At 72.6% G+C, this 17,595-nt stretch carries 15 protein-coding genes and 1 pseudogene; 8 read left to right on the top strand and 8 right to left on the bottom strand.

What is annotated here, in order from left to right; genetic code table 11:
• Positions 1-8: 8 nt before the first annotated feature.
• A complete protein-coding gene (locus VM636_RS09955; RefSeq protein ID WP_003973726.1) occupies positions 9-422 on the bottom strand; it encodes an anti-sigma regulatory factor in 414 nt (137 codons plus the stop codon).
• A gap of 250 nt (positions 423-672) precedes the next feature.
• Positions 673-933 (bottom strand): UBP-type zinc finger domain-containing protein, encoded by a 261-nt coding sequence (locus VM636_RS09950; protein ID WP_030421686.1) that lies wholly within the window; start codon positions 931-933, stop codon positions 673-675.
• A gap of 328 nt (positions 934-1,261) precedes the next feature.
• Here VM636_RS09950 and VM636_RS09945 point away from each other — a divergent pair, with 328 nt between their 5' ends.
• Positions 1,262-2,857, top strand: a complete 1,596-nt coding sequence (locus tag VM636_RS09945; RefSeq protein WP_053914575.1) for a Na+/H+ antiporter — start codon at positions 1,262-1,264, stop codon at positions 2,855-2,857.
• A gap of 174 nt (positions 2,858-3,031) precedes the next feature.
• Here the strand turns inward: VM636_RS09945 and VM636_RS09940 are convergent, their stop codons facing one another.
• Positions 3,032-3,937: a pyridoxal-phosphate dependent enzyme gene (locus VM636_RS09940; RefSeq protein ID WP_053914605.1), complete on the bottom strand. Its 906-nt coding sequence runs from the start codon at positions 3,935-3,937 to the stop codon at positions 3,032-3,034.
• A gap of 350 nt (positions 3,938-4,287) precedes the next feature.
• Here VM636_RS09940 and VM636_RS09935 point away from each other — a divergent pair, with 350 nt between their 5' ends.
• The 4 genes and pseudogenes from VM636_RS09935 (at position 4,288) to VM636_RS09920 (ending at position 9,460) form a co-directional block, all read left to right on the top strand.
• Complete coding sequence (locus VM636_RS09935) at positions 4,288-5,694, top strand: family 2B encapsulin nanocompartment shell protein (RefSeq protein ID WP_030421683.1); 1,407 nt, start codon at positions 4,288-4,290, stop codon at positions 5,692-5,694.
• Between the two features lie 85 nt (positions 5,695-5,779).
• Positions 5,780-6,964: a family 2 encapsulin nanocompartment cargo protein polyprenyl transferase gene (locus tag VM636_RS09930; protein WP_053914574.1), complete on the top strand. Its 1,185-nt coding sequence runs from the start codon at positions 5,780-5,782 to the stop codon at positions 6,962-6,964.
• A 267-nt stretch (positions 6,965-7,231) separates the two neighbouring features.
• Positions 7,232-7,971 (top strand): annotated as a pseudogene (locus VM636_RS09925) (GNAT family N-acetyltransferase).
• Positions 7,972-8,641: 670 nt separating this feature from the next.
• Positions 8,642-9,460, top strand: a complete 819-nt coding sequence (locus tag VM636_RS09920) for a class I SAM-dependent methyltransferase (protein WP_053914573.1) — start codon at positions 8,642-8,644, stop codon at positions 9,458-9,460.
• A gap of 932 nt (positions 9,461-10,392) precedes the next feature.
• Here VM636_RS09920 and sodN read toward each other — a convergent pair.
• Positions 10,393-10,788 (bottom strand): superoxide dismutase, Ni, encoded by a 396-nt coding sequence (gene sodN / locus VM636_RS09915; RefSeq protein ID WP_030421021.1) that lies wholly within the window; start codon positions 10,786-10,788, stop codon positions 10,393-10,395.
• 145 nt (positions 10,789-10,933) lie between these two features.
• Between sodN and sodX the strand changes: the two genes are divergently transcribed.
• Complete coding sequence (sodX, locus tag VM636_RS09910; RefSeq protein WP_199809398.1) at positions 10,934-11,368, top strand: nickel-type superoxide dismutase maturation protease; 435 nt, start codon at positions 10,934-10,936, stop codon at positions 11,366-11,368.
• On the opposite strand, the gene VM636_RS09905 is transcribed toward sodX, so the two are convergent.
• Positions 11,272-11,901 carry a CGNR zinc finger domain-containing protein gene (locus VM636_RS09905; RefSeq protein WP_030421020.1) on the bottom strand — a complete coding sequence of 210 codons (630 nt, stop codon included), beginning with the start codon at positions 11,899-11,901 and terminating at the stop codon, positions 11,272-11,274. The genes sodX and VM636_RS09905 overlap by 97 nt on opposite strands.
• A gap of 99 nt (positions 11,902-12,000) precedes the next feature.
• Between VM636_RS09905 and VM636_RS09900 the strand changes: the two genes are divergently transcribed.
• Complete coding sequence (locus VM636_RS09900; RefSeq protein WP_030421019.1) at positions 12,001-12,771, top strand: class I SAM-dependent methyltransferase; 771 nt, start codon at positions 12,001-12,003, stop codon at positions 12,769-12,771.
• Between the two features lie 81 nt (positions 12,772-12,852).
• Here the strand turns inward: VM636_RS09900 and VM636_RS09895 are convergent, their stop codons facing one another.
• The 3 genes from VM636_RS09895 to VM636_RS09885 are packed head-to-tail and all read right to left on the bottom strand — an operon-like array spanning position 12,853 to position 15,563.
• Positions 12,853-13,626, bottom strand: a complete 774-nt coding sequence (locus tag VM636_RS09895) for an amino acid ABC transporter ATP-binding protein (RefSeq protein WP_030421018.1) — start codon at positions 13,624-13,626, stop codon at positions 12,853-12,855.
• Positions 13,623-14,561 (bottom strand): amino acid ABC transporter permease, encoded by a 939-nt coding sequence (locus VM636_RS09890; protein WP_030421017.1) that lies wholly within the window; start codon positions 14,559-14,561, stop codon positions 13,623-13,625. The genes VM636_RS09895 and VM636_RS09890 overlap by 4 nt, the downstream gene beginning before the upstream one ends.
• A gap of 36 nt (positions 14,562-14,597) precedes the next feature.
• Positions 14,598-15,563, bottom strand: coding sequence for an ABC transporter substrate-binding protein (locus tag VM636_RS09885; protein WP_030421016.1), 966 nt, complete (start codon positions 15,561-15,563; stop codon positions 14,598-14,600).
• 622 nt (positions 15,564-16,185) lie between these two features.
• Here VM636_RS09885 and VM636_RS09880 point away from each other — a divergent pair.
• Positions 16,186-17,415: an NADP-dependent malic enzyme gene (locus VM636_RS09880; protein ID WP_030421015.1), complete on the top strand. Its 1,230-nt coding sequence runs from the start codon at positions 16,186-16,188 to the stop codon at positions 17,413-17,415.
• Positions 17,416-17,595: the final 180 nt, after the last annotated feature.

Raw genomic sequence — 17,595 nt, 5'->3', positions numbered from 1 at the left:
CCCGTTCCTCACGTCGGCCCGGGTCCCGCGCCGCGCTGTTTGTAGAGGCTGATCGACACGGTCTTGTCCTCGTCCACGGCGGAGGAGACCTTGCCGGCGAGGGCGGACAGGACGGTCCAGGCGAACGTGTCCCGGGAAGGGGCGTGACCGTCCGTGGTCGGCGCCGATACGGTGACCTCCAGCGAGTCGTCGACGAGGCGGAAGACGCAACTGAGCACCGAGCCGGGCACGGCCTGCTGGAGCAGGATCGCGCAGGCCTCGTCGACCGCGATGCGCAAATCCTCGATCTCGTCGAGGGTGAAGTCCAAACGCGCCGCGAGACCGGCCGTCGCCGTACGCAGCACCGACAGGTAGGCACCCGCGGCCGGCAGCCGGACTTCGACGAAGTCCTGGGTCGCGGGCTCGCCTGCGATCTGGGACACCCTCACCTCCAAGGTGGAACAAGCGCTACGGAGCCGAGGGCCGCCCCCCGGGGTAACGCGATACGTGGTTCAGCGGTGACGTTATCGCGCTCCGAACGGTCCTGTCCGCGAGACCCCAACCCCGTGCCGTCACTCATGGTAAACACATGCGTACGCACAGTGGCTAGAGGTGTGGCGGGCCCAAATCGGAAGAGCGCGCGCCGCATTGACGTACCCAGCCCTCAGACGGTCGAACCGTCCCGGCCGGAGGTCACACGAGCACGTGGTCGACGAAGCACCAGCGCCAGCTCTCCCCGGGTTCGTGGGTGCGCATGACCGGGTGCCCGGTCTCCGTGAAGTGCGCGGTCGCGTGCCGCTGCGGCGAGGAGTCGCAGCAGCCGACGTGACCGCAGACCAGGCACAGCCGCAACTGCACCGGGTCCGTTCCCTCGGCCAGGCACTCCGGGCACGTCTCGGTCCGCGGCGCGGGTTCCGGGTGCGGCAGCGTGTCCGCGTGCGTGCACTGTCTCATGCTGGCCAGGTTACGACGGGTCCCCCGGTGACCGCGCGGAAGCGGGCGCCGCGTGGGGCGGCCGGGGGACCCGCCGGGGCCGGCCGGCGGGCGGGCCGGCCCGCCGGGACCCCGCCGGACGGGCGAGATCCGCGGACCGGGGACGGGACCGGCCGGGCGGGCGCACCGGACGGGAGCGGCGCGGAGGGCAGGATCGGCGGGGCGGCCCGGACGGTGCGGGCCCCGCCGGCGGTGCGGGCGGGGCCGGTGGCGCGGGACGGGCCGACGGGACCGGCAGGGATGGCGGGGCCGGCAGGGACGGCACGACGGGCGAGGGCGGGCGAGGACGATGGACGTGATGCCGCTGCTGTTGCTGGTGGCGGGCAGCGCGGCGGTCGCCGCGGCCGGCCGGCGCCTCCCGGTGCCGGTGCCGCTGCTCCTGGTGGCGGCCGGGCTCGCGGTCAGCTACCTGCCGGGCGTCCCCCGGTACACCCTCGACCCGCACGTGGTGCTCCCGCTGCTGCTGCCCCCGCTGCTGTACACGGCCGCCACCGACAGCTCCTACCTGGACCTCAGAGCCCAGTTCCGGCCGGTCGCGCTGCTCTCCGTGGGCTACGTCCTCTTCGCCACCTTCGTGGTCGGCTGGGCCGCCTACCTGATCGTGCCCGGCCTCCCGCTGACCGCGGCCCTGGTCTTCGGGGCCGTGGTGGCGCCGCCGGACGCCGTCGCCGCCACGGCGGTCGCCCGCCGGGTGGGCCTGCCCTCCCGGATCACCACGATCCTCCAGGGCGAGTCCCTGGTGAACGACGCGACCGCCATCACCGCCTTCCGGGTGGCCCTCGCCGCCGCCGTGGGGGAGGGCGCCACCTGGGCCGGCGGGATCGTGGAGTTCCTGCTCGCGGCGATCGGCGGGGTCGGCGTCGGACTGGTGCTGATGGTGCCGATCCACTGGCTGCGCACCCACGTCACGGACGCCCTGCCGCAGAACACCCTCTCCCTGCTCATCCCGTTCGTCGCCTACGCCGTCGCCGAGCAGGTGCACGCCTCCGGGGTGCTCGCCGTGGTCGTCGTCGCCCTGTACCTGGGCCACCGCGCGTGGGAGGTCGACTTCGCCACCCGCCTCCAGGAGGAGGCCGTGTGGAAGATGGTCGCCTTCCTGCTGGAGTCGGCCGTCTTCGCCCTCATCGGGCTCCAGCTCCCGGTGGTCCTCAGGGGGCTCGGCGCCTACCACGGGACCGACGCCGTCTGGTACGCGGTCGTCCTCTTCCTGATCGTCGCCGTGGCCCGGTTCGTGTGGGTGTTTCCGGCCACCCTGGTCCCGAGGCTGCTCTCCGCCCGGATCCGCGAACGGGAGGAGGACCCCGGCTGGAAGGTGCCCTTCGTCATCGGCTGGGCCGGCATGCGGGGCGTGGTCTCGCTGGCCATCGCCTTCTCCATCCCGCTCACCGTGCAGGGCGGCGGCCCCTTTCCCGAACGCAACCTCATCCTCTTCCTGACCTTCACCACGGTCATCGGCACCCTGGTGGTCCAGGGCGTGTCCCTGCCGCCGCTGATCCGCCTGCTGAACTTCCCCGGCCGGGACGTCCAGGCGGACACGCTTGCGGAGGCGAACGCCCAGGCACAGGCTTCCCGGGCCGCGGAACAGCGCCTGGACGACCTCCTCGCCGACGAGCGCAACGCACTCCCGGGGCCGCTCGCCGACCGGCTGCGCTCGGTCATGGAACAGCGCCGCAACGCCGTCTGGGAACGGCTCGGGCAGACCAATCCGGTCACCGGTGAGTCCGCCGACGACACCTACCGGCGGCTCGCCGGCGAGATGATCGGTGCCGAGCGGGACGTCTTCGTCCGGCTGCGGGACGCCCGCTACATCGACGACGAGATGCTCAGGACGCTGCTGCGCCGCCTCGACCTGGAGGAGGCGGCGGCGTACCGGGAGGCGGGATGAGGGCCCACGGGACGAGACGGGGGCTCATCGGCGCGGGCTCGTCCCGGCTGTGGCTCGGTCTCGTCCTGGCAGTGGCCCGGCCTTGTCCCGGCAGACGCTCGGCCCGGCCCCGGCCCCGGCCCCGGCAGCGGCTCGGTCCGGTCCGGTCCCGGCAGTGGCCTGGTGGCGGGGCTGTCAACGGGGGCTCTTCGGGGAGAGCGGGCCTCGTCGGGGGAAGGGTCCGCCCGTGACGACCGCCGCCAGCGACGTCCCGCGCGGGAAGGCGCCCTCGCGGGCCATTGTGAGCAGTCCGAGGAGCATCTTGGCGACGTAGACGCGCTCCAGGGGCACTCCGTGGCGCCGTTCGAAGTCGTCGGCGAAGGCGTCGAGCGCCAGGGTGGTCCGCGCGTAGCCGCCGCAGTGGAAACGCTCGTCCAGGCTCCAGTCGCCGCGCGGCCCGCCGAAGGCGTCCTCCTGGAGCCGCCGGACCTCCTCCCCCAGGAAACCGCCCCTGAGCACGGGCACGCCGATCACGCGCCCCGGGGTGAAGCCCGCCGCGAGCCCCGCGAGGGTGCCCCCGGTGCCGCAGGCCAGGGCGGCCACGTCGGCGTGGCCCGACAGTTCCTCGCCGAGGGCCCGGCAGCCGCGGACGGCGGCGGCGTTGCTGCCGCCCTCGGGGACGACCACGGCGTCCTCGGCGCCGGCCGCGCGCAACAGCGCCGCCAGCGTCCCGGGCTCGGCCTTGTGACGGTAGGCGGCGCGGTCGGCGAAGTGCAGCCGCATGCCGTCGGCCGCGCAGCGGGCCAGCGAGGGGTTGAGCGGGCGGCCGGCCAGCTCGTGCCCGCGCACCACGCCGACGGTGGCCAGGCCGAGCAGGCGCCCGGCGGCGGCCGTGGCGCGCAGGTGGTTGGAGTAGGCCCCGCCGAACGTGACGACCGGGCGGCCGTCGGCGGCGGCGAGGTTCGGGGCGAGTTTGCGCCACTTGTTGCCCACCAGCTCCGGGTGGATCAGGTCGTCCCGCTTCAGCAGCAGCCGCACGCCGTACCGCTCGAAGCGCTCGTCCACGACCTCCTCCAACGGGGAGGGCAGGCGGGGGCGCAGCGCGGCGAGGGGGCCGGGGGCGGCGGGCCCGCCGCTCGGGCGGGTGGCGCGGGTGCTGCCGGTGGCGGTGGGACCGGCGGCGGCGCGGGGGCTGCCGGGGTCGGCGGGGCCGCGGGAGGCGCCGGGGGCGGCGGTGGTCACCGCGCCATTGTCCGTCCCGCCCGTGCCACCGGGCCACCGGAGGCCCGTCCGGCGGCCCGGGGCGGATCAAATCCCCATCCCTGCCCCGCTCTTGGGCGATCCATTCCCGCTCATTCGGGTAATGGCGCCGACACGTTACGTGAGGAAGGCTGGGTCTCGCACATTGATGCCGGGCGCAGGCGCCCGGCATGACGGGAGGGCAATTCCATATGTCGGTAGGCGAAGAGGTCCGCACCGAGCAGTCCCGGCCGCAGCAGAGTCTCGGCACGGCGGCCGCGCGGAACCTGGCCACCACGACCAAGTCCGTACCTCAGATGCAGGAGATCAGCTCCCGCTGGCTGCTGCGCACGCTTCCCTGGGTGGACGTCCAGGGCGGCACGTACCGCGTCAACCGGCGCCTGTCCTTCGCCGTGGGCGACGGCCGGGTGACGTTCGTCAAGACCGGTGACCGCGTCGAGGTCATCCCCGCGGAGCTGGGCGAGCTGCCCGCCCTGCGGTCGTACGAGGACGAGGAAGTCCTCTCGGAGCTCGCGCAGCGCTGCGAGCAGCGGGAGTTCGCCCCCGGTGAGGTGATCGCGTCGTTCGGCTCCCCGGCCGACGAGGTCTACCTCCTCGCGCACGGCCGCGTCGAGAAGGTCGGCACCGGCCCGTACGGCGGCGACGCCGTCCTCGGGGTCCTCGCCGACGGCGCCTACTTCGGCGACCAGGCCCTGCTCTCCGGCGACGCCATCTGGGAGTACACCGCCCGCTCGGCCACCGCGTGCACCGTGCTGGTCCTGACCCGCCAGGAGGTGGAGCGGGTCGCGGAACGCTCCGACACCCTGCGCGAGCACCTGCACGGGCGCCGCTCGGTCCCCGCTCAGCGCACCAACAGGCACGGGGAGAAGGAGATCGACCTCGCCGCGGGCCACAGCGGCGAGCCCGACATCCCGCACACCTTCGTCGACTACGAGGCCCGCCCCCGCGAGTACGAACTGAGCGTCGCCCAGACGGTGCTGCGCATCCACTCGCGCGTGGCCGACCTCTACAACCAGCCGATGAACCAGACCGAGCAGCAGCTCCGGCTGACGGTCGAGGCGCTCAAGGAGCGCCAGGAGCACGAGCTGATCAACCACCGCGACTTCGGCCTCCTGCACAACTGCGAGTACGACCAGCGCATCCAGCCGCACGACGGCGTGCCCGGCCCGGACGACATGGACGAACTGCTCAGCCGGCGGCGCGGCACCAAGATGTTCCTCGCCCACCCACGCGCGATCGCCGCTTTCGGCCGCGAACTCAACAAGCGCGGGCTCGTCCCCGAGACGATCGACATCGGCGGCAACCGCATCCCCACCTGGCGCGGCGTCCCGATCTACCCGTGCAACAAGATCCCGGTCACCGAGGCGCGCACCTCGTCGATCATCGCGCTGCGCACCGGCGAGCAGGACCAGGGCGTCATCGGCCTGCGCGCCACCGGCATCCCGGACGAGATCGAGCCCAGCCTGTCGGTGCGCTTCATGGGCATCAACGAGCAGGCGATCATCAAGTATCTGGTCACCGCCTACTACTCGGCCGCCGTCCTCGTTCCCGACGCCCTCGGCGTCCTGGAGAACGTCGAGATCGGCCGCTGGCGGTGACGACCGCCGCGCACGCCGTGTTCCCGCCCGTCAGGGCGGGTACACCCCGGGGGTACGCCCACGATCACAGGGGGGATGCGAGCCGATGACGGAGACCCGGCACGGAGCCGTCGGGACCGGGGACCCCACGGGGACCCTCGACACACCGCCCCTCATCGGCGCCCAGCGCGACACGGGGCCCGGGGCGCCGCCCGGCCCGGCGTCACCGGCGGCGCCCGCCGCCCCCGAGCCGGGGCCGGCCGAGGGACAGGAGGCACCGGCCCTCCTGCGGCGCTCGCGGGAGTCGGTCGATCCCGAACTGCGGTCCGCGCTCGGGTCGCTGCCCCCGGCGATGCGCCGGGTCGCCCTGTACCACTTCGGCTGGCGGCACGCGGACGGCACCCCGGCCGCGGGCAATGCCGGCAAGGCGATCCGGCCCGCGCTGGTCCTCGCCTCGGCCGCCGCCCTCGGCGGACCCGGGGCCCGTGCCGCCGCCGTCCGGGCGGCGGCCGCGGTGGAACTGGTCCACAACTTCACGCTGCTCCACGACGACGTGATGGACCGCGACACCACCCGCCGCCACCGGCCCACCGCCTGGACGGTGTTCGGCGACGCCGACGCGATCCTCGCCGGGGACGCCCTCCAGGCGCTGGCCCTGCGGCTGATCGCCGCCGACCCGCACCCGGCGTCCGGGGCGGCGGCCGCCCGGCTCGCGGACTGCGTCGTGGAACTGTGCGAAGGGCAGCACGCGGACACCGCCATGGAGCGCCGCGCGCCGCACGAGGTCACCCTCGACGAGACGCTGGCCATGGCCGAGGCGAAGACCGGCGCGCTCCTCGGCTGCGCCTGTGCCCTGGGCGCGCTCTACGCCGGCGCGTCCGAGGAGGACGTCGAGGCCCTGGACGCCTTCGGCCGCCAGGCCGGGCTGGCCTTCCAGCTCATCGACGACGTGATCGGCATATGGGGGGACCCGGGCCACACCGGGAAGCCGGCCGGCGCCGACCTGGCCGCCCGCAAGAAGTCGTTGCCGGTGGTCGCCGCGCTGGCCTCCGGCACCCCGGAGGGCGCCGCCCTCGGCACGCTGTACGCGGTGCCCTACGAGGAGGGCGGGGAGGACCTGGAGCACACCGCCCTGACCGTGGAGCGGGCAGGCGGCCGGGACTGGGCGCAGGCCCAGGCGGCCGACCGGATGGCGCGGGCCGTGCAGGAACTGGCCCGCGCCGTGCCCGCCCCGGACGCGGCGGAGGGGCTGCTGGCCCTCGCCGAGTACGTGACCCGGCGCAGCACCTGAGACCGCCCCGCCCCGCAGGACCCCGGAGCCCGCGCCGGGCCGTACGGACCTGACCGACGTACGGACCGTGTCGCGGGCTCCGGCCCGGCGGGCCCCGCACTTCCCCACGGTGTGCGGGGCCCGTCCTCCTTCCTGACCCGCAAGGCTGCAACTTCCTTGTGTAAACGAGCAGTTGGGTGAGGAAGCACACAGCGGCGAACCGGCACGGCGGGCCGCCGAGGCGGACACGCGGGAACCAGGACGCGGAAGGGCGGGCAGGAGACGGGTGTGGCGATCCGCAGGGCGGGGGAGGGCGACCGGGAGCGGATCGTCCGGCTGCTGGACGAGGCGTTCCAGGACGATCCGGTGAGCAGGTGGGTCTTCCCGGACGCCGGGTACCGCCGCCGTACCCACCACCGCCTCATGGCCGCCTTCACCGACGCCGTGCTCGCCGAGGGCCGGATCGACCTCACCGAGGACGGCGCGGCCTGCGCGCTCTGGCTCTCGGCCCCGGTCCAACCGGCCCCGGACGACGCACTGGCCCAGCCGCCGACCCCGGCCGGCAGGCCGACGGAGGCGCCGATCCCGGCCGGTGCACCGGCGCGGGCCCGGACTACGCGCCGACCCCAGGCCCATGCGCGGGCCCGGCCGACGCACCCGACGACGCTCGCCGGGTCCGCGAGTACGTAGACCCGGACAACGCGCGCGTCGAGCGGATCGTCCGGCTCACCGAGGGCATCCACCCCGCCGGCCGTGCCCACGCCTACCTGTGGATGATCGGCGTGGCCCCCGGCCGCCAGGGCGAGGGCCTGGGCACGGCGTTGATGGCCGCCGCCCTCGACGACTGCGACCGCGAGGCACTCCCGGCCTACCTGGAGGCGAGCAACCCCCGAAGCCGCGGCCTGTACGAACGCCTCGGCTTCACCCTCACCGGCAGACCGCTCGACCTGCCCGACGGGCCCCGCATGTGGCCGATGTGGCGCGAACCGTCGGCCACCGCGCCCCCGCCGGACGGGCCGACGCCGTGACCGGCCTGTCCGGCGCGCCCGACGCCGCCGCCACCGACCGGGCCCGCCTGGTGGCGGGACGGTACGAGCAGGCGGCCCGGCCGACGCGAGCCGACCGGCGGCACCGGGCGCGTGGCAGCATCGGCGCGCGGTGGGCGAGCCCGGAGGCGACGGGCGCCGCCGACAGCCGGCGAGACAACAGGTGCGCCCGCTGCCTTGTCGGATGCCGAACGATCGCGCGAAGCGATCTCGGGTGGGGAGGAGGCACCGGGAGCCGTCGACTTCCCCGCGGCCAAGCAGTTCGCGTACGCCGGAACCACCCGCTTGGCGGTCCGCGGGCAGGGGCATGACCACGGGGCCATCGTCAGCGCGGAGGCGGCGATCCGCCTCTATCGCAGCGCGGACGGCGACGACCAGTCGGTCGGGGACCTGTTCGCCGCACCCCTCGATCTCGCCGGCGGGCACCTTCTCCTGGGGGGACCCGGACCGCGCGGAGCAGACGCTCGGCTTCGTTCCCCGGTCCTCTCCGGAGCGCATACGGGCCGGTATCGTGCGCCGACTCACCGTTCTGGGGCGGTGAGTCGGGAGGGACGCATTACCGTGGAGCCGCGCAGGCGGTGCACCTGCGTGACCGACTCCAGTACACGGTCGTCCGTGCGTCCCTGCCCGCCCACCCTCCGGAGTTGCCGACGTGACCGACCTGTCCGCCGCCCACGACGCCGCCGCCACCGACCGGGCCCGTCTGGTGGGCAGTGCCTACAACGGAGACCGGGACCTGGCCGCCCGGCAGTCGCTCTACCAGTGGCAGACGCCCCGGTACGACCTCCCTGGCCTCGTGGCCGAGCGGTTGGGCGGCGTACGTGGGCGGGTCGTCGACATCGGCTGCGGCAACGGCACGTTCCTCCAGCGGCTCCGACAGGACCGCCCGGACCTGTCCCTGCTCGGCCTCGACCTCGCGCCCGGCATCCTCGCCGGCGTCCCCGGCCCGGTCGCCGTGGCGGACGCCATGAGGCTTCCGCTGGCGACGGGCAGCGTCGACGCCGCTCTCGCGCTGCACATGCTGTACCACGTGCCTGACATTCCCCAGGCGGTCAGGGAGCTGGCCCGTGTCGTCGCCCGTGACGGACTGGTGGTCGCCTCCACCAACAGTGGCCGGGACAAGGCCGAACTCGACGACCTCTGGCAGCGGGCCGCCCGCGACATCCTCGGTATGGACCGGGGCCCTGCTCGCCTCACGCTCAGTGCTCGCTTCTCCCTGGAGAAGGCACCGGCGTTCCTGGGCGCGGAGTTCGGGCGCGTGGAAGTTGTCGAACTGCCGGGAACCATCACTGTCCACGACCCCGAGCCTGTCATTGCCCACATGGCTTCGTACCGTGCCTGGGCGGACCAGCACGAGGTGCCCTTCGACGCGACGATCGACCGCGCCCGCACGCTGGTGGCGGACCACATCGACCGGCACGGGGCGTACGAGATCACCTGCCTTGGCGGCCTCCTCATCTGCCGCCGGTGAGAACATCTCTGGGGCAGTCCAGTGCCCGGAGAGCAGCCGTCGTCTCTCCCCGGCGATGGAGTCCTTCAGGGATTCCCGCCCGCTGCCATTCGGCCCGACCCGCATCTCGGTCTACAGCCCGAGCGCCTGACCTAGGCCACGAGGTGGAGCGCTCAGATACAAGGAGGCCGGGCGCGCGGCCACCGCCCTGCTCCTGACCGACCCCGCCCTCGCCTCGGTCCGTACCCCGGTACGCGCCCGCCGTTCGCGAGGTCCCTGCCGTGAGCGCGGACTCGTACTACCGGTGGATCGCCCGGGAACGTCTGGCTGCCTGGGACGTCACAGAGGACTGGCTCGACCACCGCACAACACGGCCGGCAGCCCGGCGTACCACGTCGCCGGCGATCGAGGCGTCGCGGGTTGCGGCCGGCGGTCTCTGAGTGGGCGAGGGAGGTGGCCAGGACGGCCTGCCGAGGGCTGCGACGTCCCCGCGTGTGGTTCGGGTCGGTGAGGTTGTCGGTGGTGTGCTTCTCGCGCGTCTTGCCGTATGCCCGTCCAAGCAGTGGGGGTTCACGAGGGAGGCGGGGTTGCCGCTCGGGTACCGGCGGTGGTGGACCGAGTGGGGCGGGGCTCGCGAGGTGGTTCAGGCGGCCGGGAAGGGGGCCGTCGAGGGGGAAGGTCGAAGGCCGTCGGGTTGCCGTACGTCGTGACCCATGGCCTGCGGCGCTTCTACGCCCCTGCGTGCGTCGAGGGCGGCGCGGGTGTCAGGAGCGGGTGCGGTTGGTTCTCGGGCGCGTGTTCGGCGGCGTCGCGCCGCGGAGCCGTGCGCACGTGTGGTCGGGAGAACAGGACCGCACCCGGCCCCTGGCCGCCGTGTGGGGCGGGTGGGGCCGGGTGCGGGTGGGAGACCGGGGAGGTCGGGTGGACCGCCGGTCAAAGGGCCTGGGGCAAGATCAGGCCTTCTTCGTCTCCCAGAAGATCTTGTCGATCTGGGCGATGTAGTCCAGCGCCTTCTGGCCGGTGGCCGGGTCGGTCGAGCCCTTGGCGGCCGAGAGGGCCTTCAGGGTGTCGTTGACCAGCTGGTGCAGCTCCGGGTACTTCTCGAAGTGCGGGGGCTTGAAGTAGTCGCTCCACAGCACCGAGACGTGGTGCTTGGCCAGCTCGGCGCGCTGCTCCTTGATGTCCGTGGCGCGCATCTGGAAGTGCGGGTCGTCGTTTCCGGCCATCTTCTCCTGGACGGCCTTGACCGACTCCGCCTCGATGCGGGCCTGGGCCGGGTCGTACACGCCGCAGGGCAGGTCGCAGTGGGCGCTGACCGTGACCTTGGGGGCAAACAGGCGGGAAAGCATGAAGCGTTCCTTCCTCGTGATCGTCTTCTCAGGGTGGACATTACTCCCTGCGAGGCCCGATGACGCGGGTGCCCCCGTGGGCTTAGGACAAAAGTCCGGGGTGAAACTGACACTGGTGGAGGACAGACAGGGGAGGTGCCGGGTGATGCCGGAGCCGTCGCAGGAGGCCGAGCGGGTGTCGGGAACGCTGCCGTTCGGGCCCGCCGAGGTGAGCGGGCCCTCGATGGTGCCCACGCTGCACCACGGCGATCTGCTCGTGGTGCACTGGGGGGCGAGGGTCCGCCCGGGTGACGTCGTGGTGCTGCGCCACCCCTTCCAGCAGGACCTGCTGGTCGTCAAACGGGCCGTCGAACGGCGCGGGACCGGCTGGTGGGTGCTGGGGGACAACCCCTTCGCCGGTGGCGACAGCACCGACTACGGGGTCGTCCCCGGGGAGCTGGTCCTCGGCCGGGTGCGGCTGCGCTACCGGCGCCGGCGGGCCGATCAGCGCTCGGTGCTCGCCACCGTCGGCTGGGCGTTCTCGGCGCTGCGGCCGGTGACGGCCGACCGGTCCGCCTCCAGGCGTTTGCGGGCCCGGTAGGCGGCCACGTTGGCGCGGGTGGCGCAGCGGTCGGAGCAGTAGCGCCGGGAGCGGTTGGTGGAGGTGTCCAGGTAGGCGTTGCGGCAGGGGGGCGCCTCGCACAGGCCGAGGCGGTCGACGCCGTACTCGGTGAGGTGGAAGGCGAGGCCCATCGCGGCGATGGCGGCGAAGCCGGCGGTCGCGTTGGAGGGGTGGTCGGCGAGGTGCATGTGCCACAGGGGGCGGCCGTCGTCGTCCCGGTGGTCGTGGCCGGAGATCTGCGGGCTCACCGGGAACTCCAGCAGCAGCGAGTTCAACAGGTCCACGGCGAGGGTCTCGTCGCCGCCGTCCGCCGCCTCGAAGACCGCGCGCAGCCGTCCCCGCACCGACCGGAAGCGGGTCACGTCCGCCTCGGTGGCCCGGCGGCCGGCGGACCGGTTGACGCCGAAGAGTTCGCGGACGGCGTCCACCGACGTCAGCGAGTCCCGTCCCCGGCCCGGCTCCTCGGTGTTGACGAGACGTACGGCGTAATCCGAGTAATAGGCCAGTTCCACTTGTAGTCCTTACGAGGGGGCTCTAGGGTCGTGCCTGCGGTCAGGTAATGGCTGGTCGTGCTCACAGGGTATTACGTATGCGATGCGAGGGAGCCCCCGATGACGGACGCGGACACGGCCGCCGGCGGTACCGACTGGAACGCCTGGCAGGAGAGCTGGGACCGCCAGCAGGAGTGGTACATGCCGGACCGCGAGGAACGCTTCCGGGTCATGCTCGACATGGTCGAGGCCCTGGTCGGCCCCGCCCCGCGCGTGCTCGACCTCGCCTGCGGCACCGGCACCATCACCGCCCGCCTGCTCGCCCGCCTCCCCGGCGCCACCAGCACCGGCGTGGACCTCGACCCCGCGCTCCTCGCCATCGCCGCCGGCACCTTCGCCGGCGACGAGCGGGTCACCCTGGTCACCGCCGACCTCAAGGACCCCGGCTGGAGCGAGCGGCTGCCGCACGACACGTACGACGCCGTGCTCACCGCGACCGCCCTGCACTGGTTCCACGCCGAACCCCTCGCGGCGCTCTACGGCCGCCTCGCCGGGCTGGTCCGCGACGGCGGCGTCTTCATGAACGCCGACCGCATGATCGACCAGTCGACGCCCCGGATCAACGCCGCCGAGCGCGCCCGGCGCCACGCCCGGATGGACGAGGCCCGCGAGGCCGGTGCCCTCGACTGGGCCGACTGGTGGCGGCTGGCCGCCGAGGACCCGGTGCTCGCCGGACCCACCGCCCGGCGCTTCGAGATCTACGGAGAACACGCCGACGGCGAGATGCCCTCCGCCGAGTGGCACGCGCGCGTGCTGCGCGAGAAGGGCTTCGGGGAGGCGCGCCCCGTCTGGTGCTCGCCCTCCGACACGCTGCTGCTGGCGGTGAAGTAGCCCGCCACGCGCGAGGAGGGGCGGTACGGACCGGACCGTTCCGTACCGCCCCTCCCGGGTCCCCGCCCGTGCGGGCCGGTGTCAGAGCACCTTGGACAGGAACGCCTTGGTCCGCTCCTCCTTGGGGTCGGTCAGCACCTCGCGCGGGTCGCCCGACTCGACGACCACGCCGCCGTCCATGAAGACCAGGCTGTCGCCGACCTCGCGGGCGAAGCCCATCTCGTGGGTGACGACGACCATGGTCATGCCGGTCTGGGCCAGGTCGCGCATGACGTCGAGGACGTCGCCGACCAGTTCCGGGTCGAGCGCCGAGGTGGGCTCGTCGAACAGCATCAACTTCGGGTCCATCGCCAGCGCGCGGGCGATGGCCACCCGCTGCTGCTGGCCGCCGGAGAGCTGCGAGGGGTAGTTCGCCGCCTTGTCGGCCAGCCCCACCCGCTCCAGGAGCTGCATCGCGCGCTGCCAGGCCGCCTGCCGCGGCACGCCCCTGACCTGGACGGGCGCCTCCATCACGTTCTCCGCCGCGGTCTTGTGGGGGAACAGGTTGAAGCGCTGGAAGACCATGCCGATGTCCCGCCGCTTGAGCGCGACCTCGCTGTCCTTCAGCTCGTGGAGCCGGTCGCCCTTCTGCCGGTAGCCGACCAGTTCCCCGTCGACGTACAGCCGCCCGGCGTTGATCTTCTCCAGGTGGTTGATGCAGCGCAGGAACGTCGACTTGCCGGAGCCGGAGGGGCCGATGAGACAGAAGACCTCGCCGGACCTGACCTCCAGGTCGATGCCCTTGAGGACCTGGACCGCGCCGAAGGACTTGTGGACGCCCTCGGCCTTGACCATGGCGGGGGAGGACTCGGTCATGCCGCCACTCCCTTCGGACGGCGGGTGGGCAGGACCGCGGCCGAGAACCGCTGCCACGGCGTCGGCGGCAGGGCGCGGCTGGAGCCACGCGCGTAGTACCGCTCGATGTAGTACTGGCCGACGCTCAGCAGCGAGGTCATGATCAGGTACCAGGTGGCGGCCAGGAAGTACATCTCGACCGTGGAGCCGGCGTTCTGGCCGATGTCCTGCGAGTACTTGAAGAGGTCGTAGAACTGCACCGCCGAGACGAGCGACGTCGTCTTCAGCATGTTGATGACCTCGTTGCCGGTGGGCGGCACGATCACGCGCATCGCCTGCGGGATGACGATCCGGCGCAGCGTCTTGGCCTGGCTCATGCCGAGCGCGTGCGACGCCTCGGTCTGGCCCTCGTCCACCGAGAGCAGGCCGGCCCGGCAGATCTCGGCCATGTAGGCGGCCTCGTTGAGGCCCAGGCCGAGCAGCGCCGTCAGCAGCGGCGTCATGAAGGAGGACCAGTAGTCCTTGTAGACCGGGCCGAGGTTGATGTACTCGAAGACCAGGCCGAGGTTGAACCAGACGAAGAGCTGGACCAGGACCGGGGTGCCGCGGAAGAACCAGATGTAGAACCAGGCGATCGACGAGGTCACCGGGTTCTTCGACAGGCGCATCACGGCGAGCAGGACGCCGCCGGTGATGCCGATCAGCATCGACAGCACGGTGAGCAGCAAGGTCTTCCAGACGCCCGTGAGGATGCGCTGGTCGAAGAAGTACTCGGGGATCGCCGCCCAGTTGATGTCGCCTTGCGCGAAGGCGTAGACGACCGAGCCCAGCAGGACGAGCGCGACGGTGGCGGAGACGTAGCGCCACGGGTGCCGGACCGGAACGGCCTTGATGGCCTCCGGTCCGGCGGGTGGCGTCACGTCGGGGCCCGTCGTCTTGTTGACGTCGACAGTCACGGAGGAGCCTTTCGGACGGAGTCGAACGGTGCCGGGTCAGGAGCCGCCGTTGATCTTCGCCTCGGTGATGGCGCCGTCCTCGACGCCCCACTTCTCGACGATCTTCTGGTACTCGCCGCTGTCGATGACCGCCTGGACCGCCGCCAGCAGCGCGTCGCGGAGCTGCGTGTTGTCCTTGGCGACCGCGATGCCGTACGGGCCCGCCTCGACCTGCTCGCCGACGATCTCGAAGTACGCGCCGCCGCCGGAGTTCTTCACCGAGTAGGCCGCGATCGGGAAGTCGGCGGAGACGATGTTCGCGCCCTTGGACCGCATCCGGGTCTCGGCCTCGGGGTTGGTGCCGAAGTCCTCGACCTTGAGGGTCTTCTTGCCGTCCTTCTCGCACTTCTTCGCCTGTTCCCGGGCGAGGTCGTGGGAGAAGGTGTTGCGCTGGACCGCCATGGTCTTGCCGCACAGGTCGTCCCAGGTCTTGATGGCCTGGTCGTCGCCCTTGTTGGTGTAGAGCGAGACACCCGCGGTGAAGTAGTCGACGAAGTCGACGCCCGCGCCGACCTTCTTGCCGGTGTCGGCGTCGATGCCCTCCTGGCGGTCCTTGGTGTCGGTCATCGCCGACATGGCGATGTCATACCGCTTGGACGCCAGGCCGCCGATGAGACCGTCGAACGTGCCGTTCTGGAATTCGAACTTCACGCCGAGCTGCTTGCCCAGGGCCTCGGCGAGATCGGGGTCGATACCGACCGTCTTGCCGGAGTCGTCCTTGAATTCGACGGGGGCGTACGCGATGTCGGAGCCGACCTTGATGACACCCTTGTCGCGGATGGCCTGGGGCAGCTTGTCGGCCAGCGGGGCCGCCGCGTCCGAGCGGTCGGCGCCGTCGGAGCCGCCCTTCTCGGTCTGGTCTCCGCAGCCGGTGAGCAGCAGGGCGCCGGCGACCGCGATCGCACCGACCGCGGCTAGCCGGGACTGCGCCGTGGTGGGACGACGGGTGAAGCGTGCGGTCATGGTGGTTCCTCCGGCGGATGAGGGAGTAGCCGATGGGACGCGGCGCCGGCCGGGTGACCGGCCGACGCCGTGGGGCCGAGGTGAGAGCACACGTCTTCGAGTGCCGTCACCTCGTGTGATGACGGCATCTTGCCATTCGGACTCGGCCGTTCAGGGGGCCCGCCATGTCAAAATCGGATAACGGGTCACCCCCCGAACCGGACCAGGTCGGTACATCACGACCCAACCTTTCCGGGAATGCCGCGTTCCGGCCGGAAGATCTTCGGCGGACCCCGGTATACGAACACGCTTCACGCGTACGAACGTCGTCTGAACGTTCGTTTTCGCGATCTGTCAAGGGGATCCGCGAGGTTGACCGGAAGCGGCGTTATGAGCCATGTCACCGGCATGCGGGAACCGGGGTCCGGCATGTGAGCTTGCGCTGAACGGACTCGTCTCGGGGGCCGTCCGTCGGGTAAGAAGGTTCATTACACCCCTCATCAGGGGCTCAGGGTGCGTGTGCGGCGCACCCGTCGCGCAGGGAACCGTGTGCATCAACGGCCAAGGTCCCGCGCGGTGCCCGCTCGCTCCTCACCCGGAGCGGACAACCCTCAAACCATGAACATTTAAGGGGTAACAACAAGTGGCAGCGGAGATCGTCAATCCTCCCAGCGACAGCGACGTGCCCACGGAGCAGAAGGCGGGGGCGGAGCCCCTTGACGCCTTCGAGCCCGCGTTCGCCCTGCATCGCGGCGGCAAGATGGCCGTCCAGGCCACCGTGCCGGTCCGCGACCGGGACGACCTGTCGCTGGCGTACACGCCCGGCGTCGCGAAGGTGTGCAGCGCGATCGCCGAGCAGCCGGACCTCGTCCACGACTACACGTGGAAGTCGTCCGTCGTCGCCGTCGTCACCGACGGCACGGCCGTGCTCGGCCTCGGCGACATCGGCCCCGAGGCATCCCTCCCGGTGATGGAGGGCAAGGCCATCCTCTTCAAGCAGTTCGGCGGGGTCGACGCGGTGCCGATCGCGCTCGCCTGCACGGACGCCGACGAGATCGTCGACACCGTGGTCCGGCTCGCCCCCTCGTTCGGCGGCGTCAACCTGGAGGACATCTCCGCGCCGCGCTGCTTCGAGGTCGAGCGCAAGCTCCAGGAGCGGCTGGACATCCCGGTCTTCCACGACGACCAGCACGGCACGGCGATCGTGACCCTCGCGGCGCTGCGCAACGCGGCGCGGCTGAGCGGACGCTCGCTGGGCGAACTGCGCGCGGTGATCTCCGGCGCGGGCGCGGCCGGCGTGGCCATCGCCCGGATGCTGGTGGAGGCCGGCATCGGCGACGTCGCGGTCACCGACCGCAAGGGCGTCGTCTCGGCGGACCGGGACGACCTCACCGACATCAAGCGGGAAGTCGCCTCGTTCACCAACAAGGCGGGGCTGTCCGGCTCCCTGGAGGCGGCCCTCGACGGCGCCGACGTCTTCATCGGCGTCTCCGGCGGTACGGTGCCCGAGCCCGCGGTGGCCTCGATGGCCGAGGGCGCGTTCGTGTTCGCCATGGCCAACCCGAACCCCGAGGTGCACCCCGAGATCGCCCGGAAGTACGCGGCCGTCGTCGCCACCGGCCGCTCCGACTTCCCCAACCAGATCAACAACGTGCTGGCGTTCCCGGGGATCTTCGCGGGCGCGCTCCAGGTGCGGGCCTCCCGGATCACCGAGGGCATGAAGCTCGCCGCCGCGGAGGCGCTGGCCGGTGTGGTCGGCGACGACCTCGCCGCGGACTACGTCATCCCGTCCCCGTTCGACGAGCGCGTCGCCCCGGCCGTCACGGCCGCGGTGGCCGCGGCGGCCCGTGCGGAGGGCGTCGCCCGCCGCTGACGTCGTCGCTCCGAGCCGGCCGACGGCCCCGTTCCCTCGCGGACGGGGCCGTCGTCGTGTGCGGAGGGTTTCGGGGGTTCCGCAGCGGGCGGTGGGGCTCGGGGCAAGACGGGGACCGTGGTGCGGGTGCGGGTGCGGGTGCGGGTGCGGGTGCGGGTGCGGGCGGGGGCGGGACGGGCG

The organism is Streptomyces sp. SCSIO 75703 (assembly GCF_036607905.1).
GTDB lineage: Bacteria > Actinomycetota > Actinomycetes > Streptomycetales > Streptomycetaceae > Streptomyces.
The sequence above is the reverse complement of the archived record's forward strand: the minus strand, read 5'-3'. Positions and strand labels throughout refer to the sequence as shown.

Coding starts and splice junctions, on each gene's coding strand:
- VM636_RS09885 (WP_030421016.1), bottom strand. CDS start 15,563: ATGACCGCACGCTTCACCCGTCGTCCCACCACGGCGCAGTCCCGGCTA.
- VM636_RS09935 (WP_030421683.1), top strand. CDS start 4,288: ATGTCGGTAGGCGAAGAGGTCCGCACCGAGCAGTCCCGGCCGCAGCAG.
- VM636_RS09930 (WP_053914574.1), top strand. CDS start 5,780: ATGACGGAGACCCGGCACGGAGCCGTCGGGACCGGGGACCCCACGGGG.
- VM636_RS09950 (WP_030421686.1), bottom strand. CDS start 933: ATGAGACAGTGCACGCACGCGGACACGCTGCCGCACCCGGAACCCGCG.
- VM636_RS09945 (WP_053914575.1), top strand. CDS start 1,262: ATGGACGTGATGCCGCTGCTGTTGCTGGTGGCGGGCAGCGCGGCGGTC.
- sodX (WP_199809398.1), top strand. CDS start 10,934: ATGCCGGAGCCGTCGCAGGAGGCCGAGCGGGTGTCGGGAACGCTGCCG.
- VM636_RS09895 (WP_030421018.1), bottom strand. CDS start 13,626: ATGACCGAGTCCTCCCCCGCCATGGTCAAGGCCGAGGGCGTCCACAAG.
- VM636_RS09900 (WP_030421019.1), top strand. CDS start 12,001: ATGACGGACGCGGACACGGCCGCCGGCGGTACCGACTGGAACGCCTGG.
- sodN (WP_030421021.1), bottom strand. CDS start 10,788: ATGCTTTCCCGCCTGTTTGCCCCCAAGGTCACGGTCAGCGCCCACTGC.